Below are 25,712 nucleotides of genomic sequence, written 5' to 3' on the forward strand. Positions count from 1 at the left end.
ACCATAGGCGGCGCCTGGAACGAAAAGACACCTGGATGCTTTACCGGTTGATGTTTCCCTCAATGGCCCGATAATCCACAATTCCGGCGCGAAAATGTCGCGAGGCGGGATTGCCGGGCACGCCCTCAAACGGATAATTGACGCATGAAGCGAGTTCGCAAGGCAGTTTTCCCGGTCGCCGGTCTCGGCACACGGTTTCTCCCGGCCACCAAGGCCATTCCCAAGGAGATGCTGACCGTCGTCGACCGGCCGGTCATCCAGTATGTCGTCGATGAGGCGCGCGAGGCCGGCATCGAACATTTCATCTTCGTCACCGGCCGCAACAAGGCGGTCATAGAAGACCATTTCGATATCCAGTTCGAGCTCTATGATACGCTGGCACAGCGCGGCAAGGACGATCAGCTGGCCCGCTTGCAGCGGCTGCAGCCGGCGCCGGGGCAGACCTCGTTCACCCGCCAGCAGGTGCCGATGGGGCTCGGCCACGCCGTCTGGTGCGCCCGCGAACTGGTCGGCGACGAACCCTTCGCGCTGTTGCTGCCCGACATGATCATGCAGTCGGAGAAGAGCTGCACGAAGGCCATGGTCGAGCTCTACGAGGAGACGGGCAACAACATCATCGCCGTGCAGGAATGCGATCCGGCCGAGACCCACAAATATGGCATTGTCGGCCGCGGCGAGGACACGCATCACGGCTTCCGCATCACCGAGATGGTCGAAAAGCCGAAGACCGGCACCGCACCGTCCAATCTCTACATCAACGGCCGCTACATCCTGCAGCCCGAGATTTTCAAGATCCTCGAAAGCCAGGAAAAGGGCGCCGGCAACGAGATCCAGCTCACCGACGCGATGCTGAAGCTGGAAAAGCAGCAGCCCTTCTTTGGCTACCACTTTCAGGGCCGCACCTTCGATTGCGGCTCGCCGGAAGGCTTCGTCGAGGCCAATGTCGCCTTCGCGCTGTGGCGCAGCGACATGAACGAGAACATGGCCGGCGTCATCCGCACGCTGCTCGATGAGATGAAGCCGTCCGAGCGTCGCGGCGCTGCTTTTTAGCTACCGCTGCAGCTTCAGCCCCAAATAGATGCTGTTGGCGGTGTAGTTGCGCCCGGGCAGATTGCTGGTCAGCTTTTCGGTGCGGGCGCGGCTGGTGAGGCCGACATAGCGGTTCAGCCACCAGGTCAGCCCGGCCTCTGCACTCAGCGTCATGTCATGGCCGTCGGAGCCGGTGTAATTGCGCCAGTCGAGCCCAAGGGCTGCGTTGCCGGTCAGGTCGGCGCGGATCTGCCGCTCGCCGGTGAGGCGGCCGGAATAGAGGATGTCGCCGCTCTCACCGGCATTCGTTGTGCCTTCGACCGTGGTTCGCCCGGTGAGGCCGATGATGGTACCGCGCTCGGGCGACCATTTGAGGTCGGCATTGATGGTGGCTCCCGAAATCGCCTCCAGGTTCTTGTCGTCGATCGCCTCCCTCAGCCAGCCGGCCGAGAACTCACCCTTGAGCTTCTCGCCCATGTCGACTTCGATACCGGCGCGTGCGCCAAGCCGGGTCGAGGAGCGCTCGAAGCCCTTGTTGTCGACCCGTTGGTCATATACCCGGCGGCCGAGCTCAATCTCAGCAAAGGGCGTCAGAGCCGGGGAAATTTCATAGCCAGTCCGCAACGTTGCGGTGTAGAGCGTGTTGTCCTGGTCCTTCTGCGACAGCGAGGTGCCATCGGTAAGTTCGGCATCGCCATAGATGTCGTGGGAGACGGCGCCGGTCAGCGCAAAGCGCATCTTGCCGACGTCCTTCTCGACGCCGAGGCTGCCGTCGACCGTCTGGCGGATCGGCTGCGATTTGACGCCGGCAATGGCGTCGGGCGCGGAGGCCGATTCCGGTGCAATCTCGTAGCCGAGCTTGGCGATGGCGCGCAGTTCATTGTCGAGGTCGACATTGTACGTGCCTTGGATACGGCCGCGTGCCTCATTGATCTTCTGGCCCGAAATGGTGTTGCGGAAATTACCGTAGCCGTCGATGACCGCCGAATTCTCGCGCCAATCGGAGGCGGCGGAGAAACGCAGCGCCGTTTCGGACAGCACCGCCGACTTGCCGCCAGCGCTGGAATCGGCGTTCGACGTGACGGCAACGCCCTGCTCGAGCGCCGGCCGCAGCAGGAACGAGCCGACCTTGATGCCGGTTGCCGCGTACGGGTCGTCCTCGAGCTTCTTCTTCAGGCCCTCGATGGCGTCGGTGCGCTCGGCGCCGGGGTCGAGCTTTCGTCGGTCGACGCCGTCGACGGTGAGGACACGGCGGTTGGCTATGTCCTGATCGGCGTCGCCTGCCGCAGTGCCGTCCGGAGTCGTTCCGGTGGTGGTCTGGTCCGTGGCTTTGCCAGGCTTCTTCTTGTCGGCAGCCTTGGTTTTGTCCTTGGCCTTGTCTGCATCCGCGTCGGCGCGTTGCTTTGCCGTCGACGGGCGGCGTGGCAGGACGGTTGGCGGCTTGTCGGCGAACGAATCGTCGATGGTCGCCGGCGGGTCGAAAATGCTGTTTGCGCCGGCCTGTGACGGGTCGGTGTCATCAGGCAAGGCGCCATCGCTGGCCGGCACATAAGCGGTTGGCGTGTTTCCCGTGGGGGCGGTGTCGGCAGGGGCGGGCTTGACCTGCGTGTTGGCCTTGCTCAATTGCCTGGCCCGGCGCTGCTGGTCGGACAGGATCGCCGATTCCGAAACTTCGCCGCGCAGCTCGGTCTCCTGGGCATGAAGCGCAGTTGGCCGCAGCAAAGCGAGCACGCTCGTCGCCAGAAGCAGAGCGCAAAACGCTCTGCCCGTTCGACCTTTTTTCTCTTGAGGTTGGGCCCGCGACATCGTCACCACTGCTTGCGCGGCGCAAGCGCGCCATACTTACCGAACCGTAAACGGGGATGGTTAACGGAGGGTTGAAGGGGTGCCTGTCGGACATGGCTGGACGGCAATTCTGTTGGACAGGCGAACGGCAAAGCGCTAATCGCATCAGCCATGCATGCGGGATCCCAAGAAAAGAAGCCTTTGGAGGCTTCGATCGCCTCGGCGCTGAGAACGGTAGCCACGGAACAGGCCGGCGTGGCGGCATTGGCCGCCGCGCTGGAGAACGAACTGGCCGAACCTTTCGCCCGCGCCGTCGACATGGTGTCGCGCATCAATGGCCGCGTCATAGTCACCGGCGTCGGCAAAAGCGGCCATATCGGCACTAAGATCGCGGCCAGTCTGGCTTCGACCGGCACGCCTGCCTTCTTCGTCCATCCGGCGGAGGCCAATCATGGCGACCTTGGCATGATCGCCAGAGACGATGCCATCATCGCCATGTCATGGTCCGGCGAGAGCAGAGAATTGATGGGCATCGTCGCCTATTCCAGGCGCTTCTCGATCCCGCTGATTGCGATTACCGCGGGCGCGGCCTCGGCGCTGGCGCGCGCGGCCGACGTGGTGCTGCTCCTGCCGTCCGTGCCGGAAGCCTGCCCGCACGGCCTGGCGCCGACGACATCGACCCTGCTGCAACTGGTGGTCGGCGATGCGCTGGCTATCGCGCTGCTCGAAGCGCGCGGCTTCACGCCCGACCATTTCCGCACATTCCACCCCGGCGGCCAGCTCGGCGCCAATCTCACGCAGATCCACGAGATCATGCATGTCGGCGAAAGGCTGCCGCTGGTGGCTTCCGGCACGGGCATGCGCGAGGCGATCCTCGAATTGTCGAACAAGGGCTTCGGCTGCGTGGCGATCGCGACGGCGGATGGCGCGTTGGTGGGCATCATCACCGATGGCGACATCAGGCGTCACATCGGCAGCAATCTCATGGAAATGAGCGTCGATCAGGTGATGACGAAAAAGCCGAAGACGGCCACACCGGACACGCTGGTGGCGACGGCGCTGCAGATTATCAACAATTCGGCCATTACGAGCCTGATGGTGGTCGAAGGCAGGCGGCTCGTGGGACTGGTTCATCTGCACGACCTGCTGCGCATCGGCGCCGCCTGAAAAAATCAAAGGACGCGTCGCGTTCGGGAAGCCCTAGGCGACGCGGCCTGATTTTCCGGATCGAAAGCGCCATGCGCTTTCGAAATGTCAAACTGCCTCGACGGTCAGTTCCAGATCGGTGTCGGCCGAACTGACGACGCGCACCTGCGTGCCGGCCGGCAGGTCGGGACCGGAGACGCGCCACAGTGTGTCGCCGAGTTTGATGCGGCCGCGACCGTCCTTGATCGGCTCGGCCAGCGTTGCCATCCTGCCGACCAACTGCGCGCCGCGCCGGTTGAGCAGCGGCTGGTCGCTAGGGGTATTACGCCCACCAACCAGCTTCTTTCCGGCAAAGGCCGAGACCAGCGACAGGGCCAGGAAGGCGAGGACCTGGACTTCCCAGGCCCAGAAGCTTGCGTCCCAGACGAGCAGGGAAATCACACCGATCACCAATGCGGCGATGCCGATCCACAGCATGAATATTCCTGGCGCGATGACCTCCATCACCAGGAGGACGAAGCCCAGAACCATCCAGTTCCACGGACCAAGTTCGGAAATGATGCGGTCGAACATGGGAGTGCGCTCCTATGATCTCAGTTCTCAGCTAGCCTCAATTCTCGCTTGGGCGAACCACCGGAGGGCGGGCGGCCTGCCTGGCGGCGCCGGCGGTGCCTTCGCTGCGGAACACCTCCCTGGCGATCTCGCTTATGCCACCGAGCGTGCCGATCAGCGCCGAGGCTTCCATCGGCATCAGCACGACCTTGCTGTTGTTGGCGGTGCCGATCTTGCCCATCGCTTCAGTGTATTTCAGCGCCACGAAGTAGTTGAGTGCCTGCACGTCGCCCTTGGAGATGGCTTCCGATACAACCTGGGTGGCTCGCGCTTCGGCTTCGGCCGAGCGTTCGCGCGCCTCGGCGTCGCGGAAGGCGGCTTCCTTGCGGCCCTCGGCCTCGAGGATCTGCGACTGCTTGAGGCCTTCGGCGGCGAGGATCTGCGCACGCTTGTTGCGTTCGGCGGTCATCTGACGGCCCATCGATTCGATGAGGTTGGCCGGCGGATTGATGTCCTTGATCTCGACGCGGGTGATCTTGATGCCCCACGGATGCGCCGCTTCGTCGACGACGCGCAGCAGCCGTTCGTTGATGGCGTCGCGGTTCGACAGCAGTTCGTCAAGGTCCATCGAACCCATGACGGTACGGATGTTGGTCATCGTCAAATTGAGGATGGCGTTCTCCAGGCCGGCGACCTGGTAGGCGGCCTGGGCCGCATTGAGGATCTGGTAGAAGGCGATGCCGTCGACGCCCACAATGGCGTTGTCGCGCGTGATGATTTCCTGGCTCGGAACGTCGAGCACCTGCTCCATCATGTTCATCTTGGCGCCGATTCGGTCGACGAACGGCACGATCAGGTTGAGGCCGGGGCTTAGTGTTTTGGTGTAACGACCAAAGCGCTCCACCGTATAATTATAGCCTTGCGGGATTGTCCGGATGCCTTTGATAAGAAGCACCAATACCAGAAAGGCAAGCGCACCAATCGCAATACCGAAACCACTGAAGTCCATTTGAATCTCCCTCAGATGCCGGCCATGGCGTTGATTCCATGCAACCGACTTCACCAAACACTTAGGTGTGTTTCAATAATGTTACAATCAGGTGATCGTTGATTATTAGTGCATGGAATAGCGCAACTGCGGCGATCGATCGCGCAACGTGGCGGCCTCAGACCCAGCCCGACAGCTCGCGCCGCACCATCGCCTCGATCACCGCCATGCCTTCTGCACTGTCGTTGAGGCACGGGATGTGGGCGAATTTCTCGCCGCCGGCGTGATGGAAGGTCTCGGCCGCCTCGCGGCCGATTTCGTCCAGCGTCTCGATGCAGTCGACGGAAAAGCCTGGGTTGACGATGGCGATCGATTTCACGCCGTCCTTCGCCAGTTTCTCGACCGTCTTGTCGGTGTAGGGCTGCAGCCATTCCTGGGCGCCGAAGCGCGACTGGAAGGTGATGATCAGCTTCTTTTCATCCCACCCCAGTCGTTCACGCAACAGCCGTGTCGTCTTCTGGCAATGGCAGTGATAGGGATCGCCCTTCTCGAAATAGGGCTTCGGGATGCCGTGATAGGAGGTGATGACCACCTCGGGCTCGAAGTCTAGCGTTGCCAGATGCCGTTCGATCGAATGGGCGAGCGCCTCGATGTAGACCGGCTCGTCATAGTAGGGCGGAACACTGCGCACGGCAGGCGCGCGGCGCATCTTCATCAAGGCGCGAAACAGCTGGTCGTTGGCGGTCGCGGTGGTGGTCGCGGAGTATTGCGGGTAGAGTGGGAACGACAGGATGCGGTCGCAGCCTTGCTCGACCAGCCTTTGAGCGACGCTCGCGGTCGAGGGGTTGCCGTAGCGCATCGCCCAGTCGACCACGACATCGGGTAGGTCGATGAGCGCTGCGGCCAGCTTTTCGCCCTGCGCCCGGGTGTAGGTGCGCAGCGGCGACTCGTTCCTCTCGCGGTTCCATATCCTGGCGTAATTGGCGCCGGACTTGTTCGGTCTCGTGGTCAGCACCAAGCCGTAGAGGATCGGATACCAGATCGCCTTGTTGAGCTCGATGACCCGCGGATCGGACAGGAATTCGCGGAGATAGCGCCACATCGGCTTGAAATCGGTGCCGTCCGGCGTGCCGAGATTGACCAACATGACGCCGATCTTGCCTGCCTTTACCGGCGGATGTCCGGCCGGTAGCGGGTCGAGCGCTTTCGCGGCTCTGGGGTCGACAGGCGTGGAAAGCGTCATGAAGGTCTCCCGACACCGCGAAAACCGACGATGTCGGGCGAACCTAGCGATGCGGAGCAAGTTTTCAATGCTGCGTCTGGCCGCACCTTACCTTGAAAGCCAAAAACCCGTCCGGTTACCCGGACGGGTTTTGCTGGTCGTGAGTGCGAAGCGAGGTTACTTCGCCGGAATGGTCAAGGTCGCGCCGACAGGAAGCCGGCGTGGTTCGTAGCCTTTGTTGGCCTCGGAGATCACCTTCCACTTGGCGCCGTCGCCGTAGGCCTTCTTGGCGAGATCCCAATAGGTATCGCCGGCGACGATGACATGGCTGGCTTCGGCCGGGGCGGCGTCAGCCGGCTTTGCCGGAGCAGGTGCGGCTTCGGCCGGTTTTGCCGGTTCGGCCGGAGCCGGCGTTGCCGGGGCGGTTTCCGCCGGGACAGTCGGCGGCGTGGTGGTGATGTCGCCGGAGCCTGCCGGCAATGCGGGCATCGCCGGCTCCGCCGGTGCAGCCTCGGCCGGTTTTGCCGGTTCCGCTGGAGCAGGTGCCGGTTCGGCTGGTTTTGCCGGCTCGGCGGCCGGGGCAGCCGCTACGGTTGCGGCAACCTCGGTGATGCGGCCGTCGAGCTTGGGCGTGTAGGGCCGGTGCGCGGCGAGATAGTCGGCGACCACCTGTTCGAGGCCCGGGCCGTAATCATAGGCGTTCTTGGCCTTCTCGGCGAAGACCTTGTAGCCGTCGCCGCCCTGGCGGACGTAATTGTTGGTGGCGACCAGATAGTCCTTGTCCGGATTGATCGGCGCCCAGGCACCGTTCTGCATCACCTCGACCGACTTGACTCGGCCGGCATTGGGCGCGACCGACTTGTCGAAGGAGTATTTGAGACCTGCCACCTGCGGGAAGCGGCCGCCGCCGTCCTCGACCTGGCTGACGCCGTTTTCCAGCCCGGCAACCAGATCCTTGCCGGAAATCTGGAAGGTCGCCAGCGTGTTCTGGAACGGCAGCACGGTCAGCACCTCGCCCATGGTGACGGTGCCCTTGTCGATCGAAGCCCGCAGGCCGCCGCCATTCGAGACGACGATCTCGACGCCCTGTCCCTTGACGCGGTCGAGGATGGCGTCGGAGACGAGGTTGCCCATCGCGCATTCCTTGGTGCGGCAGCTTTCGCGGCTGCCGTCGATGGCCTCGGTGGTCTCGGCCACTTCCTTGTTCTTCAGCGCCTCGATCGGCGCACCGAGTTCCTTGATGCGGGCAAGAACGGCCGGATCGGGAGTGATCGACTTGTCGAGGAAGATCGGGTCGCCGCTGGCTTCCTTGACGTTGCCATTGTCGTCGAACACGACCTTGAATTCGCCGAGATATTTCGAATAGGACGCGGCCTGCACGACAGGCACCTTGGAGCCGTCGGGGTTGTCGACCATCGTCGGATAGGGGCCTTCCGCCTTCGGGTCGGTGTTGGACAGAAGCGAATGGCTGTGGCCGCCGACCACCACATCGATGCCCGGGATCTTGGCGATGACATCGCGCTCGCGCCTGTAGCCGATATGGGTGACGGCAATGATCTTGTTGACGCCTTGCGCCTTCAGCTTCTCGACCTCGGCGGTGATCGACTTCACGTCGTCCTCTATGGTAATGTTGGGGCCGGGAGAGGCGAGTTCCGGCGTGTCGTTGGTCACGGCGCCGACAATGCCGATCTTCTGGCCGCCGACCTCAAGCACAATCGACGGCTTGATCTTGCCTGCGGCGCCGGACTTGTCGTTGGGCACGACATTGGCGCTGACGATCGGGAACTTCGCCTTGTCGAGATAAGGCACCAGCGCGCTCTCGCCATCGTCGAATTCGTGGTTGCCGAGCGTCACCGCGTCGGGCTTGATCTGATTGAGGAATTCCTCCTCCGCCGTGCCCTTGTAGGTGATGTAGAACAGCGATCCCTGAAAGCTGTCGCCGGCATTGAGCAGCAGCACGTTCTGGCCTTCGAGCTTCTTGCGCTCCTGTGCGATCGCGGTGACCAGCCGGCCGGCGCCGCCGATGCACTCACCCTTGGTCTCTTCCTCGGCCGAGCAGGTCGACTCGTATTTGTTGTTGCCTTCGATGCGGCTGTGCCAATCGTTGAAATGCAGGATGTTCAACGTGTAGTCGGCAAAGGATGGTGCGGCCGACAGGCCGAGTGTCGAGGCAGAGAGGGCGGCAATGGCGGCGAGCTTCTTCATCTTCGTCTCCCGGATATGATCAAAGGCGTTTAACGCTCTTGCCCGACTGCAGGATAACAGCCAGCATTTCGGGTATGTTCACATCGCGGTTGTGGCGATGCAAGAAGAATCAGGGCGGATAACCGGCATCGGTTTGCCGGCATAAAAAGGCGGCGGCATCGCGCCGCCGCCATCCGCAAAGCCGCATGGGAAAGGTTCAGCCGCGCCTGGTCAGCACGAAGTTCTGCCCGGCGGAGCTGGTGCAATTCAGCTGGTTTATGGACACCAGCAGGCAGTTGAAAGCGATTGGCTGCTGCCGGATAAGCGAGGTTCCGTTGATCTCGACCGAGGTGGCGCCGGTCTTGGTGTAGCTGCCGTCAGCGAATTTCTCACCGGTCTCCGCCGAAACGGTGGTGAAGACGCCGCCGTTCAATGTCGAGACCGCCTTGCCTTCGGCGTTCAGCCATGAGCCTTCGACGCCTCGCGCCTGCGATGAGATCGGTGGCCCGTCGGAGCCGCCGGTGGTGCAGGCGGCAAGCATCGTCGCAAGAGCGCCCGCCGCGCCCGCAGAAAGAATTTTGCGCGCAATCGTCATATCAAATCCTCTCCTGACGCATCGGCCCAATCGTCAAACGACGTTTTGGAGAACACGATGTGCGTGGCCTCAAGTTTCCAGAGCCGTCCCTCGTGCGTCCAAATGGATGCACACTGCTCTCGTCCGCATCCCTTCAATCGCCCGATTTCCGGGCGATTGCAAGGCAGTGAGGCAGGGGTATGGAACCGCTATCGAACGAGGATGTTGCGGAATTGCCACGGGTCGCTTTTGTCGAGGTCCTCGGGAAACAGGCCCGGACGGTTATCGAGCGGCGTCCAGTCGGTGTAGTAGCCCTTGACTGGTCCGAGATACTGGGACTGCACTTCCAGGCAGCGCTTGTAGTCCATCTCGTCGGCCTCGACGATGCCGGCTTCCGGGTTTTCCAGCGCCCAGACCATGCCGGCGAGCACGGCCGAGGTGACCTGCATGCCGGTAGCGTTCTGGTAGGGCGCCAGCTTGCGGGCTTCGGCCAGCGACAGCTGCGAACCGTACCAGTAGGCGTTCTTGGCATGGCCGTAGAGCAGCACGCCAAGCTCGTCCACGCCATCGACCAGCTCGTTTTCGTCAAGCACATGGTGGACCGGCTGCGGCTTGCCGGCAGCGCCGAACATTTCGTGGAGTGACAACACGGCGTCGTTGCAGGGGTGATAGGCATAGTGGCAGGTCGGGCGGTATTGCACCTTGCCCTTCTTACCGCGCACGGTGAAGAAGTCGGCGATCGAGATCGCCTCATTGTGCGTCACCAGGAAACCGTATTGCGCGCCCGGCGTCGGGCACCAGGAGCGCACGCGGGTGTTGGCGCCGGGCTGTTCGAGATAAATCGCAGCCTTGGAGCCATGCTTGTGCTCCTTGCCGTTCTTCGGCATCCATCTCTCATGCGTGCCCCAGCCGAGCTCGGCCGGCTGCAGCCCTTCCGAGATGAAACCCTCGACCGACCAGGTGTTCCAGAACACGTTCATCGGCTTCGGCTTCTTGGTGCGCTGGGTGTCGCGCTCGGCGATGTGGATGCCCTTGACGCCGGCCTTCTTCATCAGCTTCGCCCAGCCGTCACGGTCGTCCTGCGCGGGTTCGGAAAACTCGAGGCCGAGGTCGCCGGCAAGGTTCAGCAGCGCCTGCTTGACGAACCACGAGACCATGCCCGGATTGGCGCCACAGGTCGAAACCGCGGTAGCGCCGCCGGGCTTGTCGTGCTTCTCCTTGATCAAGGCTTCGCGCAGCGCGTAGTTGGTGCGGCTGGCATTGTCGGCCTTGGCGTCGAAATAGAAGCCGAGCCACGGCTCGACGACGGTGTCGATGTAGAGCACGCCGAGCTTGCGGCAGAGCCGCATCAGGTCGACCGAGCCGGTATCGACCGACAGATTGATGCAAAAGCCCTGGCCGCCACCATTGGTCAAAAGCGGCGTCAGCAGTTTCTTGTAGTTTTTCTCGGTCACGTGCTCCTGCACGAAGGCGATGCCGCGCTCGTCGAGCAGCTTGCGGTCGGTGTCGAGCGGGTCGATGACCGTCATGCGCGACTTGTCGAATTTGAAATGGCGCTCGATCAGAGGCAGCGTTCCCCGTCCGATCGAACCAAAGCCGATCATCACGACAGGGCCGGTGATTTCACCGTAAACGGGCCAGTTTTCATTCGCCATTTTATCGAGCACTCCTTCAAGCAACGCGCCAAAACGGCCGTTCGACCGCCGCGCGACAAACCATAGATCATTGTCACAATAAAGCGAAAAGCAGGGATAAGGTTAGTTCCCGACGGCGCAGATGCGCGCCTACGGTTCGAGCAGTTTCGCGAATTCCGGTGTGAACAGCGCTTGTGCTTCGGAGACCGGCATTTCAACGAGATCGTCGCCGCAAGCCTGGATGACGTTGGGCAAACCTTGCAGCCCGAAGACCAGAACCTGCCTGTCGCCATCGCGCTTCAGGCTGGCGCCTAGATAGTCGCTGATCAAATCGTCGATGCCGCATTCGGCCTCGTAATCCACCTCGGTCTGGTCGCTTGGCTTCTTGCGGTTTTCCCTGACGAAGGCGGCCAGCGAGGGGCCTGGCTTGCCGTCGCCCGTATCGGAAAACATGTCCTGAAGGGTAAGCAAGGCGCCACGGCGCACGTCCATGACATAGGCGTCGGAATAGTTGTTCGGATGCGCACCGCCGCAATAGAGGCTGCCGGATTCCGACCAGCTCATCAGCTTCGGCGTCAATGACGTCACTTTGGACGTCGTGTCTTCGTAGCCGCCAAGCGAATCGTCATCCATGCCCTCCATCGGAGGTCCATCGTGGAAGCCGGCGTATTGCAGCGCCGCGCAGGTCAAGGCGCTGAGGCTGTCATGCCAATGGCGGTTCTGCAGCAAGGCATTGGCGGCTTCGATCGGCGCGCCGCCGGCGAGATCGACGATGCGCGGCCTGGCGAATTTGGTGCGTGGATCGGTGACATAGTTGTAGGCTGCATCCGGCCAACCTTCCTTGGCGTCTGCCTCGGGCGCGAAATCCAGCTTGAGATAGTCGTAGGGCGATGCCGCCATGGTGATCGGCGCATCGTCACCCGAGAATGTCATGTCGGTGAAATCATAAAGATCGCGTGGCGTCGTCGCCGGCGTCTCCGTCTGGGCACGGCTGGCGATCCTTGTCAGCTTCAGCGGCAGGGTCTTTTTGGCCGTCCAGGTGCCTTCCAGCGTCTTGCCATTGTCGGCGGAACTCAATCGCCAGACGGCGCCGATGGGTGGAGCCTGGCCGTCGCCGCACTTCTTGGCATCGCAGGCTTCTTCCTCGGCCAATTGAAAGGTGGCGCCCTTGCTCGACTTCGCCTGCAGAGGAATATCGACGCCCTTGGAGCGGTAGAAATAGCGGCCCGCCAGTGCCTCTCCAGCCGCCGCCGGATCACCGGTAAACTCGACGACGATGTCGATGTTGCCGAGCTTCCCCGCATAGGTCACCGGTTCCGCATGCGCTGTTGCCGGCAACGCCAGCAATGCACCGAGCAGGACGGCTAGCTTCAGAACATGTCGGATCATCGTCACTCCTGAGCCATGGTTTGCAGGCGTTGCACCAGCCGGTCACGGTCTGATGTCATCCCCTTATAGTCGAGTTGAGCCTCATCCAGCGCCTGCAATTGCGCCGCGAAAGAGGCGGCAAGCGTTGCCCGGTCGGGATGCCGCGCCAGCACTTTCAGCGGGTCGAGATGGATGCGGATGGTGAACAGGATGTCGCGCGACAGAGGCAGTTTGCGCAGCGTCTGGCGCTCGACGCGGATGAAGGCGTGGGCGTTGACGTCGCCGTCGGGAAATCGCGAGGGGCGGTTGGTGGCACGGTCGATGCGCTCGACATTGGAGAGCGGATGATAGAGCGCGTCGCCGGCCTGGATCGACCAGTTGAAGCGTTCGACGGCCTGACCCTGCAGGCCGTCGAACATGCGGTTGATGAGCTCGGCCGGCCTGGTGCCCGGACCGAAGCCCGGCACCGGTGCGTGGATCTGCTGCAGCGGCCGGCCGAATTTTTCGACCAGCGACCAGGATGACGGGAAACACAGCGAGCCGGCGGCGAGCCGCCAGCCGGTGTCGTCACGGCGCATCAGGATCAGGTCTTCCTGGACGAGCAGCGACGCTGCGACCAGCGGGGCATCGGGGAAGGTGGCGTCAGAGTCGGCTTTGGCGCCAATGACCTCAACCCCGGCATTGGTGCGCCGGTACATCCCGGGAAATGTCGACAGCAGATGTGCTTCGATGAGGCCGCGCACTTCGCGCTGGGCGTCGCGCGTGCCGTCTTCCTCGACAAACACCTTGTCGGGATTTTCGGCATACAGCCGGCGCTTTTCGGCGAGATGGTCGAAGAGATACCGGTCGACCTCGATCCACTTGTCGAGTTCGAGCGGCTTCAGCCCGATGGTGAAGAGCTTTGAGGAGCCATCATAGGGCGTGTGCGTGGGCTGACGAGAATTCATGCTTCGCTAGAAAGTGTCCAATGCCGGCGGTTATTCTCGCAGCCGCTTCGTGTCAGGCCAATGTTGCCGGGATCAAGCCGCGCAGAGAATTGCCGACGAACAGTGTTTTGGCGGATTTCAACTCGTCATAGCTGTAGATCGCCTCCTGGGCGCGCCCTTCGTCCAGCAGCTCGGCGCGCAATACGCCAGGCAGCAGGCCGCAGTCGAGCCTGGGTGTCATCAGCATGCCATCACCGAAATCGGCGAAGACGTTGGTGATGGTGCCTTCGCAGATTTCACTGCGCTCATTTGCGAGCAACACTTCGTCGGCCTGGGTGATCAGATATTCGGAGCGGGCGTGAGTGTAGACTTGCCGCCGGCCGGTCTTGTGGCGCAGCAGCGTGTCGGTGGAGGAGAGCCGGACCCGCGCCAGTCGCAGCCGCCAGACCTTGTCGGCGGCGAGTGGCTCGTAAGGCTGAACAGAAGCCGTCACCTCGCCATTGCGCTGCAGGACGAGCCGGGTGCGCAGCGCCGTCTGCTGCGCCCCGATAGTATTCGCCAGCACCTCGCCGATCCGCTGCGGATCGCAGGCAAAGCCGAGTTCTTCCGCCGAGCCGTAAAGGCGTGCGAGATGGCGTTCGAAGCGCAGAAAGCCCTGGCCGGGCTCCCAGCGCATCGTCTCGATCAGCTCGAAATCGGCGGTGTCCCCGTCGCGAAGCGCGCCTTCAGCAGACACTCCTGATACTCCCCTTGCGCCGTCGAATCGAAGACGACGCCGCCGCCGACATTGTAAACGGCCTCGCCACTGGAAAAGAGCGATATAGTGCGGATCGCCACCGAAAAGCGCATCATGCCGCCAGGCGCGATCCAGCCGATGGCGCCGCAATAGACGTCGCGCGGTGTGTCTTCCAGCTCGTGCAGGATTTCCATCGCGCGGATTTTCGGCGCGCCGGTGATCGAGCCGCAGGGAAACAGCGCGCCAAAGATTTGGCGGATGCCGAGATCAGGCAGAAGCTTCGCCCGCACACGGCTCACCATCTGGTGGACGGTCGGGTAGCTCTCGATGCGGAACAGTTCCGGGACTTCCAGCGTGCCGACCTCGCTGATCAGTGAGATGTCATTGCGCAGGAGATCGACGATCATCCGGTTCTCGGCCTGGTTCTTTTCGTCGCTGCGCAAGAAGGACTTCAACCGCGCGTCCTCGGCCTTGGTCGCGCCGCGCGGTGCGGTGCCCTTCATCGGATGGGTTTCGATCATGCCTAAGGCATCGATCTCGAAGAACAGCTCGGGCGAACGCGACAAGACGATGGGATCGCCGAGCGAAATCAGCGCGCCATACTTGACCGGCTGGCGTCCTGTCAGTGCGTCGAAGGCAGCAAGCGGATCGCCCGACCATTGGGCACGGACCGGAAAGGTCAGGTTGCCTTGGTAGCAATCGCCCTTGCGGATGTGGTCGTGAAGGCGCGCGAAGCGTTTGGCGTAGTCCTGAGCGGACCAACTGGCCCTGGCGTCGAAGATGGGGCCATTGGTGGCCGGCGCATCGTTGCGCGGCACGGCCTCTTCGGCCGGAGCATCGAAGACACCCAGACAAACCAGTGGCGCGCGCCGGCCTTCAGGCAACAGCGGCACCAGTTTCGGTTCGAGCAGATAGCCCGCTTCGTAGGAGAAATAGCCGGCCAGCCATTTGCCGGCATCGCTCGCCGCCTGCGCGGCCGCCAGCGCCGGCAGAAAATCCTTGGCATCATAGGCAATGATGATGTCGGCCGGGTGGTCGAAGACCAACTGACGGCCGCTTTCATCGTTGCGGAAAATGGCAGAGGGCAGGGGCATGGGGCTCGGGTACTGCGGTCGATGACGCCAGAACCGCTCTATATGGGGGCCGGGCGGCGTGCAATCGAGGGAGCGGCGTCGCAGGGCGCAAAGACAGTGGCGAATGCAAAAACAAAGACGGCGCCCGAGAGCGCCGCCTTCTGGTTATGTTGCCGATGACAGATCAGCTGTTGTTGGCGGTCCCGGCGCTCGGGAATTGGCGTGCGAACTCCTTTTCGTCGCCGGCGGCAAGCAGCTTGGCCTGCTCGACCCACTTTTCGCGGGCGATGCGGCCGTCGAAATTCAGCGTGTCCTCGATGCGCTTGACATCGGCCGCGGTCCAGCCGGCGATCTGCGCGTAGGTGGTGACGCCAAGGCCCTTGAGCAGTTTGTCGTTGACCGGGCCGATACCGATCAGGCGGCGCAGATTGTCGGCCTTCCCAGCTGCCGGGGCGGCCTTCTTCGGGACGGCGGCGGGCTTTGAAGCCGCGGTTTTAAGCGCGGCCTTGGCGGCGGCAGGTTTGCTGGCCGCTGGTTTTGCGTCCGCGGATTTGGCCGCAGCTGGTTTGGCCGCGGCGGGTTTGGCGGGGGCTGGTTTCGCGGCCGGGGCGGACTTGGCCGTTGCCGCTGTCGACACCAGCGCGGCCGGCGCCGAACTGGAAGGCTTGGCGGATGGAGCCGATGTTTCACGCAGCCGGCGTTCGAGATCGGCGCGGGTCTTGCCGCAGGCGTCGAGTTCGCCAGTCAGGCGATCGGCGTCGGCGCGCAGTCTGTCACGCTCGCTGCGGGTGCGGTCGAGATCGCCGCGCAGGCTGTCGAGTTCGCCGCGCAGCCGGCCCCAGATAAACCAGCCAACCAACACACCTACAAGGAACGCCAGGACAATGTAAAAGAAGGTCATCGTCTCTCTCCAGTCGGATCCGTCCGCCGCCGTCCCAAGTCATGACCTTGGCAGATCGGATCATCCAATGTGGTTCGGCGGCTCAGGGAACAGCCGGTCTGTCGTCGAGTGTCGGCGTTCGGCTTTCCGCCCATTGCCAACCGTCGCTGTCGCATTCGTCAGACCGCTGCCATGGGCCGGGATACTGTCCGGCCTTAAGCCGCGCGCCCGGCTGAGCTTCAGTCGGAAAGCTATCATACGGCTTCGGGAAAGCTAACGGAATTTTCGCCGGAGAGTTATTCAAGAACAGATATTTAGAACAAGAACAGAGCTGCCGTCACATGCATTCCGGCTAAACTGTTCTGCGATTCCGCAAAGTCGAGGCCGCTGCTGAACCTGCCACTCTGCGCCATCGGTCCAATGGGTGCGCGCATTAACTGTCGAGCGCTTCCAACTCGTCGATCAGGCCGCCGATCACGCCAAGCCCGATCTGCCAGAAGGCGGGGTCGGTGGCGTCGAGGCCGAAGGGCGCGAGAAGCTCCGAGTGATGCTTGGTGCCGCCGGCGCGCAACATCTCGAAATACTTATCCTGGAAGCCATGCTCGGCGTTCTGGTAGACCGCGTAGAGCGAGTTCACCAGGCAGTCGCCAAAGGCATAGGCGTAGACGTAGAAGGGGGAGTGGACGAAGTGCGGGATGTAGGTCCAGAAGACCTCATAGCCCTCGCGCAGCTTGATCGCCGGCCCCAGGCTTTCGGCCTGCACCTCGAGCCAGAACTGGCCGAGCTTGTCGGAGGTCAGTTCGCCGTTCTTGCGCTCTGCATGCACCTTGCGTTCGAACTCGTAGAAGGCGATCTGGCGCACGACCGTGTTGATCATGTCCTCGACCTTCTGGGCGAGCATCGCCTTGCGCTCGCGCTTGTCGGTGGTCTGGTCGAGCAGCGAACGGAAGGTCAGCATCTCGCCGAACACCGAGGCCGTCTCGGCCAAAGTCAGCGGCGTCGAAGCCATCAGGGCGCCCTGGCCGCCGGCCAGCACCTGATGCACGCCGTGGCCGAGTTCATGCGCCAGCGTCATCACATCGCGCGGCTTGCCCATGTAGTTTAGCAGCACGTAAGGGTGCGCCGAAGGCACGGTCGGATGGGCGAAGGCGCCGGGCGACTTGCCGGGCCTGACCGGCGCGTCGATCCAGTTGCGGTCGAAGAAGACGCGGGCGATCTCCGCCATATCGGGGGAAAAGCGCTGATAGGCCGACAGCACGGTGTTCCTGGCGTCGTCCCAAGGGATCACGGCCTGCGGCGTCTCGGGCAAGGGGGCGTTGCGGTCCCAGTGGTTCATCACCTCCATGCCGAGCCAGCGCGCCTTCATCGCGTAGTAGCGATGCGACAGGCGCGGATAGGCTTCGCGCACGGCCGACGCCAGCGCATCGACCACGCTGCGCTCGACACGGTTGGCGAGATGGCGTGAATCGGCGATGTCCTCAAAGCCGCGCCAGCGGTCGGAAATCTCCTTGTCCTTGGCCAGCGTGTTGGTGATCAGCGTGAAGGTGCGCAGGCTCTTGCGGAAGGTTGCGGCCAGCGCTTCGGAGGCGCGGCGGCGGACCTCCCCATCGGCGTCCTGGAGGCGGTTCAGCGCCGGCTCCAGCGTCAGTTCCTCGCCGTCTATGTCGAAGCGCAGATCGGTCATCGTCTCGTCGAACAGCCGGTTCCAGGCACCGCGTCCGGTGATCGACTTCTCATGGAACAGCTGCTCGACCCGGTCCTCGAGCTGGTAGGGTTTGTCCATTCTGAGGTCGAGCACCCAGGGGCGGTAATGGGCAAAGCCGGCGTCGGCGGCGAGGGCTGCTTCGAGCGCCTTGTCGTCGATCAGGTTCAGCTCCAGCGCGAAGAACAAAAGATGCGCGCTGGCGTCGGTCATCTTCTCCTGGATGTCGCCATAGAGCTTTGCGCGTTGCGGATCGGCGGTGTTGCCGGCATAGATCAAGCCGGCATAGGAGACGATGCGGCCGATCAGTTCCTCCAGCGCCTCATAGGCTGTCAGCGCCTCGCCAAGCCTGCCGGCGCTGCCGCGCTCGGCCTCCGCGGCCAGCGTGCCCTTCCAGCGGTTCTCGAAGGCGACGGCATCGGCCGCCGCCTTGGCAAGGTCGCGCTTCAGTTCGGGCGCCTCCATGCCGGAATAAAGATCGGCGAGATTCCATTCCGGCAGGTCGCCGAGTTCCGCCGCGCCCTGACCGGACGCTACCGCCGCAAGCTGCCGACCGAGAATCCTGCTCATCAACAATTACCTTCTGGAATCAAGGGGAAAGGACAAGCCGGTCAAATCCTAAGGAATTCGTTCACCGGGTTTTTTGAAACCTTGTTTAGAACCCTGTGCCAAGATGATCCATGGGAATTTCCCAGGCGGGCAACTCAAATCAGTCATGACAGGTTCCATTCTTATAGTCGATGACGATCCCGTGCAGCGCCGGCTGCTCGAGGCGGCGGTGACGAAATTCGGCCACAGCGCCATCGTTGCCGATGGCGGCGAGGCCGGTCTGAGCGCGCTTGACGGACCCAATGCGAGGGATATTTCGGCAGTCATCCTCGACCTTGTCATGCCGGGCCTCGACGGCATCGGCGTGCTGAAGGCGATGCGCGAGCGCGGCATCACTGTTCCCGTCATCGTGCAGACTGCGCAGGGCGGCATCGAAACGGTGGTTTCGGCGATGCGCCACGGCGCTTTCGATTTTGTCGTCAAGCCGGCGTCTCCCGACCGGCTGCAGACCGCGGTCGGCAACGCGCTCAAGGTCGAGGCGGTCGAGGACGAGGTCAAGCGCACGTCGCGGCGTCGCGGCGGCCACCTGACCTTCAAGGACATGATCACGCACAGCCCGGCGATGGACCGGGTGATCCGCCTCGGCCAGAAGGCTGCGGCCTCCAACATCCCGATCCTGATCGAGGGCGAATCGGGCGTCGGCAAGGAATTGGTGGCGCGCGCCATCCAGGGCAGCGGCGAACGCCGCACAAAGCCGTTCGTCACCGTCAATTGCGGCGCCATCCCCGACAATCTGGTCGAATCGATCCTGTTCGGTCACGAAAAAGGTTCGTTCACCGGCGCCACCGAAAAGCACACCGGCAAGTTCGTCGAGGCGCATTCGGGCACCCTGTTCCTGGATGAGATCGGCGACCTGCCGCTCGACGTGCAGGTCAAGCTGTTGCGCGCCGTGCAGGATGGCGAGGTCGATCCGGTCGGCGGCCGTTCCACCGTCAGGGTCGACATCAGGCTGATCTCGGCCACGCACCGCAACCTTCTGCAGCAGGTCAAGGACGGCAAGTTTCGCGAGGACCTGTTCTACCGGCTCAACGTTTACCCGATCGTCGTGCCGCCGCTGCGCGACCGCCGCGACGACATCCCCTATCTGGTCAAGCATTTCATGGACAAGGTGGCGCCGGCGGGCAATCGCCTGCACGGCATCTCGGATGCCGCACTGGCCATGCTGCAGGCGTATGATTGGCCGGGAAACATCAGGCAGCTGGAAAACGCCGTGTTCAGGGCCTCGGTGCTTGCCGAAGGCGATGTGCTCACGACTGACGAATTTCCGCAGATCCGGGCGCAGGTCGACGGCACCGTCAATCTCGACGCCGATGCGTCCTTGTCGGACCCCGGCATGGCCTTGAGCACCGGATCGCAAGGCGATGGCGCGCAGACTGACGACGCCGGTACTGCAGCTGCCGAGCCCGCCCCTCCGGCGAGGCTGCTTCAGCGTTTCGGCACGCTGCGGGCGCTGGACGAGCGTGGCAATGTGCGTGCGCTGGCCGATGTCGAACTCGAAATGATCAAGCTCGCCATCGACCATTATAACGGCCAGATGAGCGAGGTCGCACGGCGTCTCGGCATCGGCCGCTCGACGCTCTACCGCAAGCTCAAGGAATACGGCATCGACCCGGAAACCGGTCGCCTCGACCGCCTTGCCTCCTGAACGCCGAATTCCACAGCTTGCCAACGCAAGGCCGGGACCAGCTTGCCGTGCCATATCCGGCGCTGCATAAGGGGGTTGGGGCGGGAATATGGCTGATGCGGACAGCGTTGTTCACGCATTAAGGCCAGCGGTAACAGATCGTGTAGCGCGAAAAGGCTGAATCTTGATCTAAACCAGCAGTTTACCAAGAAATCCTGTGTATTATTTTTGACGGGATATCGCCACGGTGTTACCGCATTTCGGCTTCAATAAGCGATGATTAACCATTAGGATCGATATTCGGATGTGAGAACCACGCATCCGTTTGGACAAATCCGGGGACAAACGGCAGCCTGCAAGGCCTTTTGATTTGAACAAAGTCGAACGACACAGAAACGGGCGGCGCGATCACATGGGCGTCTGGCCGAGATGGCTGGCAGCGTTGATCGTTGCGTTCGCTTTCCTCGCCGCAACTGCTGCCGGCGCCAGCGCTGAAACGCGCTCGCTCAAGCTCTATCACCTCCACACGCACGAAAAGGCCGAGATCGTCTACAAGCGCAATGGCCGCTACGATCCGGCAGGCCTCAGGAAGATCAACATCATCCTGCGCGACTGGCGTCGCAACGAACCGACCAAGATGGATCCGCGCCTGCTCGATCTGGTGTGGGAAGCTTACCGGCAGGCCGGCGCCACCGACTACATCCAGGTCGTTTGCGGCTATCGCTCGCCGTCGACCAATTCGATGCTGCGCAGCCGCAGCCGCGGTGTCGCCAAGGAAAGCCAGCATATGCTGGGCAAGGCGATGGACTTCTACATTCCGGGTGTGCCGCTGAAAAAACTGCGCAACATCGGCCTGAAGATGCAGGGCGGCGGCGTCGGCTACTATCCGTCGTCGGGGTCGCCCTTCGTCCACATGGACGTCGGCAATGTGCGGCATTGGCCAGGCATCAGCCGCCAGGAACTGGTCAGCCTGTTCCCCAATGGCAAGACGCTGCATGTGCCGAGCGACGGCAGGCCGTTGCCGGGTTATGACCAGGCGCTCGCCTCCTACAAGGCGCGCAAGGGCGCCGGTTCTCCTGCCATCATGATGGCCAGCGCAGGCGGCAGCACCAAGAAATCCGGTGGCTTCCTGTCCGCGTTCTTTGGCGGTGGCGGTGAAGACGAAGCCGACGACAGCGCCGATGTCGCTACCGCCGCGCCGCCGCCGAGAAGCGTGAAGCCGGTGCTGGCTGCCACGAGCAACAACAACAGCAATCTGCCTGGCATCGCGATCGTGTCGCCGCAGAACGCCAAGCGCGCCAACATTCCGCAGCTTGCCGACGACAGCGCTGACGATTCGGAGCCGCAGGACACGCCGGAGACGATCATCGCCGCGCTGCCCGCCAAGGAAGTGCCGCTGCCCGCTTTCGCACCGCGGCCGAAGGCCGATGTCGGCGCGCAACAACCTGAGACCGTGCCGTTCGGCGTGGCCGATGCCACCACCGAACAGACGGTGGCGACGGCGCAGGCGCCGGCCAATGTGCCGTTCGGCACGGCCGATGCGAGCAATGCCGACCAGGGGGCCGATCAAGCTGCCGCTCCGGCGCAGGTCGCGGTCAACGTCCCGTTGCCGACCTGGCGTCCCGACCGCTCTTCGCCGCCGGCTGAGCTTGCGCCGCAGGACAAGGGCGTTCTGCTGGCGCTGGCCGATACGGCTGCCCACAAGCAGACCGCAACCGACGCGTTCTCGGTGCTGCCGTCGCAGCGTCCGGACCAGGTCAAGGCGGTTCTCGAACAGGCCAGCGCCGCCGATACAGCCGGTGCTACCGACGACTATCAGGTTGCGTCGCTCGAGCCTCGCTCGGCGTTCAACGATCCGTCAGGTGTCGATGCCGCATCGCCGCGCGGTGCTATTGCTGCCCGTCCCGCCGGTACCGATCCAGCCTCGGTGATCGGCGCCGGCGTCAAGACGACACGCAAGGAAGCAAGGGCTTCGGCTCGCGACCTGAAGCCAGGACCGAAGGCAGTGGTGGTGGCGGCCGAACCGCAGGCGGCGCGCTGGGCGCTGAGCAGCGGCGACAACATCGCCACCGTTTCCAGCCCGACGACTGCGCCGCGCTATGCCTACAACATCGTGCATACGCCGCCGAGCGAGGTCTACACCGCAGGCTTCCAGGCGGACAACCAGATGGCCGATGCCAACCGCTTCACTGGCAATGCCGTAAAATTCCTTTCGGTCGCCCGCTTCCAGACGAAGTAAGAGCTCGACGGGGTAAACATCGAAGCCGCGCTGGGCAACCCGCGCGGCTTTTTGCTGTTGGCGAATCTCCAGCACTGGCTTCTAGCGTCCCGGAATGCTAACCACCAGCCTGCATTCCCGCTTCGTCTAATGGTAGGACAGCGCCCTTTGAAGGCGTGAATCGTGGTTCGAGCCCATGAGCGGGAACCAAAATCTCAACGCGTAGCAAACCCGGTCGGCGCAGCTGGCGGGTTTTTGTGCCGAGTGCAATTCCGGGAACACTGTGATTTTCCCGGGAAAGCGCGGAGCGCTTCCCTTGGGAATTGCGCAAAGACAAAGTAGCGGAGGTTATTTTCCGAGCTTGCTCGCGGCCTTCGCGAGCGCCTCGATCTCATCCCACTTGCCGGCCTTGACCAACTCGTCCGGCGCCACCCACGAGCCGCCCACGCAGACGACATTGGCCAGGCTGAGATAGTCGGCGGCGTTCTTGGCCGAGATGCCGCCGGTCGGGCAGAATTTCACGTCGGCCAGCGGCGAGGCAAAGGCCTTGAGCGAGGCGATGCCGCCGGATTGTTCGGCCGGGAAGAATTTCAGGAACCGCAGGCCGGCCTCGCGGGCAGCCATGATCTCGCCGGGCGTGATGGCGCCGGGCAGCAAGGGAACGTCGCTTTCCTTGGCCGCCGCCAGCAACTCTCGCGTGATGCCGGGGCTGACGATGAATTTCGAGCCAGCGGCCGCTGCCTCGTCGAACTGCTTGGCATCGAGAATTGTGCCGGCGCCGACAATGGCGCCCTCGACCTCACCGGCGACGCGGCGGATCGCTTCCAGCGCATCGGCGGTTCTCAACGTGATCTCGATTGCCGGCAGGCCGCCGGCGGCTAGCGCCCGGGCGAGCGGGACGGCGTCCGCGACATTGGCGATCTTCAGCACCGGAATGACCGGCTGGCCATTGAGCAGCGACAGGAGCGTTTCGGTCTTGCTGAGCATTGGCTTGTCTCTCCCTAGGTGATTTCAACCGATTAGCAGAAGGCCGATTCCGAGTCCACGAAACCCGGCCTGCCGCGATGTCACATGTCGGCCAACGAGCCTGCGGGCGAATACCGACGAAGTGTCTTTAGCTCTGCCTTGAATCCGCTTTGACCACGGTTTAGTGGCTTGGCGATGACCAACCGTGAACCCGTGCGCGTTGCCGCACTCTACAAATTTGCGAGGCTGGGCGACTTCGAGGCGCTGCGGGTCTTGCGCACGCCACTTGCCGCCTTCTGCTGCGGGCGGGGCATCAAGGGCACATTGCTTCTGGCGCAGGAAGGTATTAACGGCACGGTCGCCGGCAGCGAAACCGACATAGCCGACCTGATCGCTTATCTTGAGGCCATCGAGGGTCTTGCCGATCTCGAGGTCAAATACAGCACTGCCGCCGAAATGCCGTTCCATCGCATGAAGGTGCGGCTGAAGCGCGAGATCGTCACCATGGGCGTCGAAGACCTCGACCCGGCGACGGGTGCGGGGACCTATGTCGCGCCGGCCGACTGGAACGCGCTGATCTCGGACCCCGGCACCATCGTCATCGACACACGCAACGCGTACGAAGTGTCGATAGGCACGTTCGAGGGTGCGGTGGATCCACGCACGTCGAGCTTTCGCGAATTCCCGGCCTGGGTGGAAAAACACCGCGACCAACTCGACGGCCGCAAGGTTGCGATGTTCTGCACCGGCGGCATCCGCTGCGAAAAGGCGACGGCCTATGTGAAGTCGCTCGGCTTCGAGGCTGTGTTCCATCTCAAGGGCGGCATCCTCAGATATCTTGAAGAGGTGCCGGCCGAAGACAGCCTGTGGCAGGGCGAGTGTTTCGTCTTCGACGAGCGGGTCTCGGTGTCGCATGGGTTGACCGAAGGCGAGGCCGAACTCTGCCGCGCCTGCCGGCATCCGCTGACGCCGGAGGACCGGCTGTCGCCGCATTTTTCCACCGGCGTGTCATGCCCGCATTGCTACGAGGCACGCTCGGATGAGGATCGCACCCGCTATGCCGAGCGCCAGCGCCAGGTCGAACTTGCGCAGGCGCAGGGCAGGGGACATATCGGCAGTTAAGTGCCGCCGACGCCCTGACTGGATCACCACACGACAGAATAGCGGTCGATCACCCACAGCCATGTGCCGTCGGCCTGCCGGCGCGCGATCTCTGAGGTTATCGATCCGTCGGCAAGCCTGGTCGACGTCAACGCGAGGTCGCCGTTGATGGCCGCCGGGCGCTGCTCGCCGCGCTGGAATTTTCGCCCGCTCGCGGCAAAGGCTTCGAACAAAGCGCGGATCGCCTCGTGGCCACGCGTCAATTCGGCTGCTCCGGTGTCGATGACGGCATCGGGTTGGAACAACGCCACCATGCCGTCAATGTCTCCGGCCCACTGCCGGTCGATCAACAAACGTTCCAGATCCTGCGGATCGCGCGCCGGTTCCCGGCCAGGTTGATCGGTCACAGCAAGGTTCCTCCCTCGGCAATGCGGCGGCGACATTAGCGCAAGCCGAGGCCGGTATCGACACACGGATCACCGATTTGCGGCATTGCCGGCGCCGATAGCAAAGCGCGCCTCCGTCATTGTAATGTCAGTGTGCGGGACCTACGTCTGCAACGTCCAAAACCTGCCCGTCCACGTTGGTGCGGGCCCTTTTCTGGAGGCACCATGTTCGACCCCAAGAAGCTTCTCGACGATCTGCTCGGCTCGCAAGTTCCCGGCACAACCGGCACCGTTCGCGACAAGGCCGGGCAGGCTGTGCAGATGGCCAAGGACAATCCGCTGGCCGCCGGTGCGCTGGCCGCGGTGCTGCTTGGAACCGGCACGGGACGGCAGGTCACCGGCACGGCCGTGAAGCTCGGCGGACTGGCTGCGATCGGCGGTCTCGCCTACAAGGCCTACCAGAATTACAAGGCCGGCAATGCACCCGAGCAGGCGCCGGCGGCCGGCCAGCCGGAATTGCTGCCGCCGCCCGCCGACACCGGCTTTCATCCTTCACAGGCGCCACAGGGGGAGGACGAGTTCACGCTGACCCTGGTGCGGGCGATGATCTCGGCGGCCAAGGCCGATGGCCATGTCGATGACGCGGAACGCCAAAAGATCGCCGGCAAGCTCAGTCTGGCCGGCATCGGCACGGAAGCGGAAAAGTTTCTGATGGCCGAGCTGGATAGCCCGCTCGACCTCGATACGCTGGTCGCAGGCGCCAAGACCGATGAGCAGCGGCTCGAGCTCTACACGGCGTCGCGACTGACGATCGACCCCGATACGCGCGCCGAACGCGGCTATCTCGACCTGCTCGCCGGCCGGCTCGGCCTGCCGGATGCGCTCGTCGATCATGTCGAGGCGACGGTGTCGGCGGCCAAGGTGCCGGTTCCGTCAGGCACGGCGCCGAACCCGCGCTGGTAGACAACGCAGCCGCGGCGGGAAAAGCGTTAACTGCTCGTTTACCGAG

The 25,712-nt window shown here is 63.2% G+C and carries 21 protein-coding genes and 1 tRNA gene; 7 read left to right on the forward strand and 15 right to left on the reverse strand.

The window, feature by feature from the left end; genetic code table 11:
- The first annotated feature begins 144 nt into the window (after positions 1-144).
- Positions 145-1,050 carry a UTP--glucose-1-phosphate uridylyltransferase GalU gene (galU, locus tag NKH54_RS02005; protein WP_023671956.1) on the forward strand — a complete coding sequence of 302 codons (906 nt, stop codon included), beginning with the start codon at positions 145-147 and terminating at the stop codon, positions 1,048-1,050.
- On the opposite strand, the gene NKH54_RS02010 is transcribed toward galU, so the two are convergent.
- On the reverse strand, positions 1,051-2,835 hold the full coding sequence (locus NKH54_RS02010) for an outer membrane beta-barrel protein (protein WP_031215276.1): 1,785 nt from the start codon (positions 2,833-2,835) through the stop codon (positions 1,051-1,053).
- 150 nt (positions 2,836-2,985) lie between these two features.
- Between NKH54_RS02010 and NKH54_RS02015 the strand changes: the two genes are divergently transcribed.
- On the forward strand, positions 2,986-3,981 hold the full coding sequence (locus NKH54_RS02015) for a KpsF/GutQ family sugar-phosphate isomerase (protein WP_023671954.1): 996 nt from the start codon (positions 2,986-2,988) through the stop codon (positions 3,979-3,981).
- 87 nt (positions 3,982-4,068) lie between these two features.
- Here the strand turns inward: NKH54_RS02015 and NKH54_RS02020 are convergent, their stop codons facing one another.
- The 12 genes from NKH54_RS02020 to NKH54_RS02075 form a co-directional block, all read right to left on the reverse strand.
- On the reverse strand, positions 4,069-4,533 hold the full coding sequence (locus tag NKH54_RS02020; protein ID WP_023671953.1) for an NfeD family protein: 465 nt from the start codon (positions 4,531-4,533) through the stop codon (positions 4,069-4,071).
- A gap of 37 nt (positions 4,534-4,570) precedes the next feature.
- On the reverse strand, positions 4,571-5,521 hold the full coding sequence (locus tag NKH54_RS02025; RefSeq protein WP_023671952.1) for an SPFH domain-containing protein: 951 nt from the start codon (positions 5,519-5,521) through the stop codon (positions 4,571-4,573).
- A gap of 157 nt (positions 5,522-5,678) precedes the next feature.
- Positions 5,679-6,743, reverse strand: a complete 1,065-nt coding sequence (hemH, locus tag NKH54_RS02030; protein ID WP_352987431.1) for a ferrochelatase — start codon at positions 6,741-6,743, stop codon at positions 5,679-5,681.
- A 156-nt stretch (positions 6,744-6,899) separates the two neighbouring features.
- The gene (locus NKH54_RS02035) at positions 6,900-8,927 is read right to left on the reverse strand and encodes a bifunctional metallophosphatase/5'-nucleotidase (protein ID WP_023695712.1); all 2,028 of its coding nucleotides are present in this window, start codon (positions 8,925-8,927) and stop codon (positions 6,900-6,902) included.
- 196 nt (positions 8,928-9,123) lie between these two features.
- The gene (locus NKH54_RS02040; protein WP_023683250.1) at positions 9,124-9,501 is read right to left on the reverse strand and encodes an Omp10 family outer membrane lipoprotein; all 378 of its coding nucleotides are present in this window, start codon (positions 9,499-9,501) and stop codon (positions 9,124-9,126) included.
- Between the two features lie 188 nt (positions 9,502-9,689).
- A complete protein-coding gene (locus tag NKH54_RS02045; RefSeq protein WP_023691759.1) occupies positions 9,690-11,135 on the reverse strand; it encodes a homospermidine synthase in 1,446 nt (481 codons plus the stop codon).
- 129 nt (positions 11,136-11,264) lie between these two features.
- Positions 11,265-12,503, reverse strand: coding sequence for a hypothetical protein (locus tag NKH54_RS02050; RefSeq protein ID WP_353027640.1), 1,239 nt, complete (start codon positions 12,501-12,503; stop codon positions 11,265-11,267).
- A gap of 2 nt (positions 12,504-12,505) precedes the next feature.
- Complete coding sequence (locus NKH54_RS02055) at positions 12,506-13,429, reverse strand: heme-dependent oxidative N-demethylase family protein (protein WP_353027641.1); 924 nt, start codon at positions 13,427-13,429, stop codon at positions 12,506-12,508.
- A 52-nt stretch (positions 13,430-13,481) separates the two neighbouring features.
- Entirely contained in the window at positions 13,482-14,144 is a 663-nt protein-coding gene (locus NKH54_RS02060; protein ID WP_031253204.1) for an aminotransferase class IV family protein, read from the reverse strand.
- The gene (locus NKH54_RS02065; protein WP_353027642.1) at positions 14,093-15,238 is read right to left on the reverse strand and encodes an aminodeoxychorismate synthase component I; all 1,146 of its coding nucleotides are present in this window, start codon (positions 15,236-15,238) and stop codon (positions 14,093-14,095) included. The genes NKH54_RS02060 and NKH54_RS02065 overlap by 52 nt, the downstream gene beginning before the upstream one ends.
- Positions 15,239-15,401: 163 nt before the next feature.
- On the reverse strand, positions 15,402-16,118 hold the full coding sequence (locus NKH54_RS02070; RefSeq protein WP_027049824.1) for a helix-hairpin-helix domain-containing protein: 717 nt from the start codon (positions 16,116-16,118) through the stop codon (positions 15,402-15,404).
- A gap of 412 nt (positions 16,119-16,530) precedes the next feature.
- Complete coding sequence (locus tag NKH54_RS02075) at positions 16,531-18,369, reverse strand: M3 family oligoendopeptidase (RefSeq protein ID WP_023725178.1); 1,839 nt, start codon at positions 18,367-18,369, stop codon at positions 16,531-16,533.
- A 145-nt stretch (positions 18,370-18,514) separates the two neighbouring features.
- Between NKH54_RS02075 and NKH54_RS02080 the strand changes: the two genes are divergently transcribed.
- The 3 genes from NKH54_RS02080 (at position 18,515) to NKH54_RS02090 (ending at position 22,460) form a co-directional block, all read left to right on the forward strand.
- A complete protein-coding gene (locus NKH54_RS02080) occupies positions 18,515-20,053 on the forward strand; it encodes a sigma-54-dependent transcriptional regulator (RefSeq protein WP_352909544.1) in 1,539 nt (512 codons plus the stop codon).
- 391 nt (positions 20,054-20,444) lie between these two features.
- Positions 20,445-22,271: a peptidoglycan L,D-endopeptidase MepK gene (mepK, locus tag NKH54_RS02085; protein ID WP_353027643.1), complete on the forward strand. Its 1,827-nt coding sequence runs from the start codon at positions 20,445-20,447 to the stop codon at positions 22,269-22,271.
- Between the two features lie 115 nt (positions 22,272-22,386).
- Positions 22,387-22,460: transfer RNA gene (locus tag NKH54_RS02090), tRNA-Gln, on the forward strand.
- Between the two features lie 138 nt (positions 22,461-22,598).
- Here NKH54_RS02090 and NKH54_RS02095 read toward each other — a convergent pair.
- Positions 22,599-23,237, reverse strand: a complete 639-nt coding sequence (locus NKH54_RS02095) for a 2-dehydro-3-deoxy-phosphogluconate aldolase (RefSeq protein WP_353027644.1) — start codon at positions 23,235-23,237, stop codon at positions 22,599-22,601.
- A 174-nt stretch (positions 23,238-23,411) separates the two neighbouring features.
- Between NKH54_RS02095 and trhO the strand changes: the two genes are divergently transcribed.
- Complete coding sequence (trhO, locus tag NKH54_RS02100; protein WP_353027645.1) at positions 23,412-24,338, forward strand: oxygen-dependent tRNA uridine(34) hydroxylase TrhO; 927 nt, start codon at positions 23,412-23,414, stop codon at positions 24,336-24,338.
- A 23-nt stretch (positions 24,339-24,361) separates the two neighbouring features.
- Here the strand turns inward: trhO and NKH54_RS02105 are convergent, their stop codons facing one another.
- A complete protein-coding gene (locus NKH54_RS02105; RefSeq protein WP_023683263.1) occupies positions 24,362-24,724 on the reverse strand; it encodes a YybH family protein in 363 nt (120 codons plus the stop codon).
- Between the two features lie 204 nt (positions 24,725-24,928).
- On the opposite strand from NKH54_RS02105, the gene NKH54_RS02110 reads away from it, so the two are divergent.
- Complete coding sequence (locus NKH54_RS02110) at positions 24,929-25,666, forward strand: tellurite resistance TerB family protein (protein ID WP_023671935.1); 738 nt, start codon at positions 24,929-24,931, stop codon at positions 25,664-25,666.
- Positions 25,667-25,712 lie beyond the last annotated feature (46 nt).

This window comes from Mesorhizobium sp. M1004, from assembly GCF_040318795.1.
Lineage (GTDB): Bacteria > Pseudomonadota > Alphaproteobacteria > Rhizobiales > Rhizobiaceae > Mesorhizobium.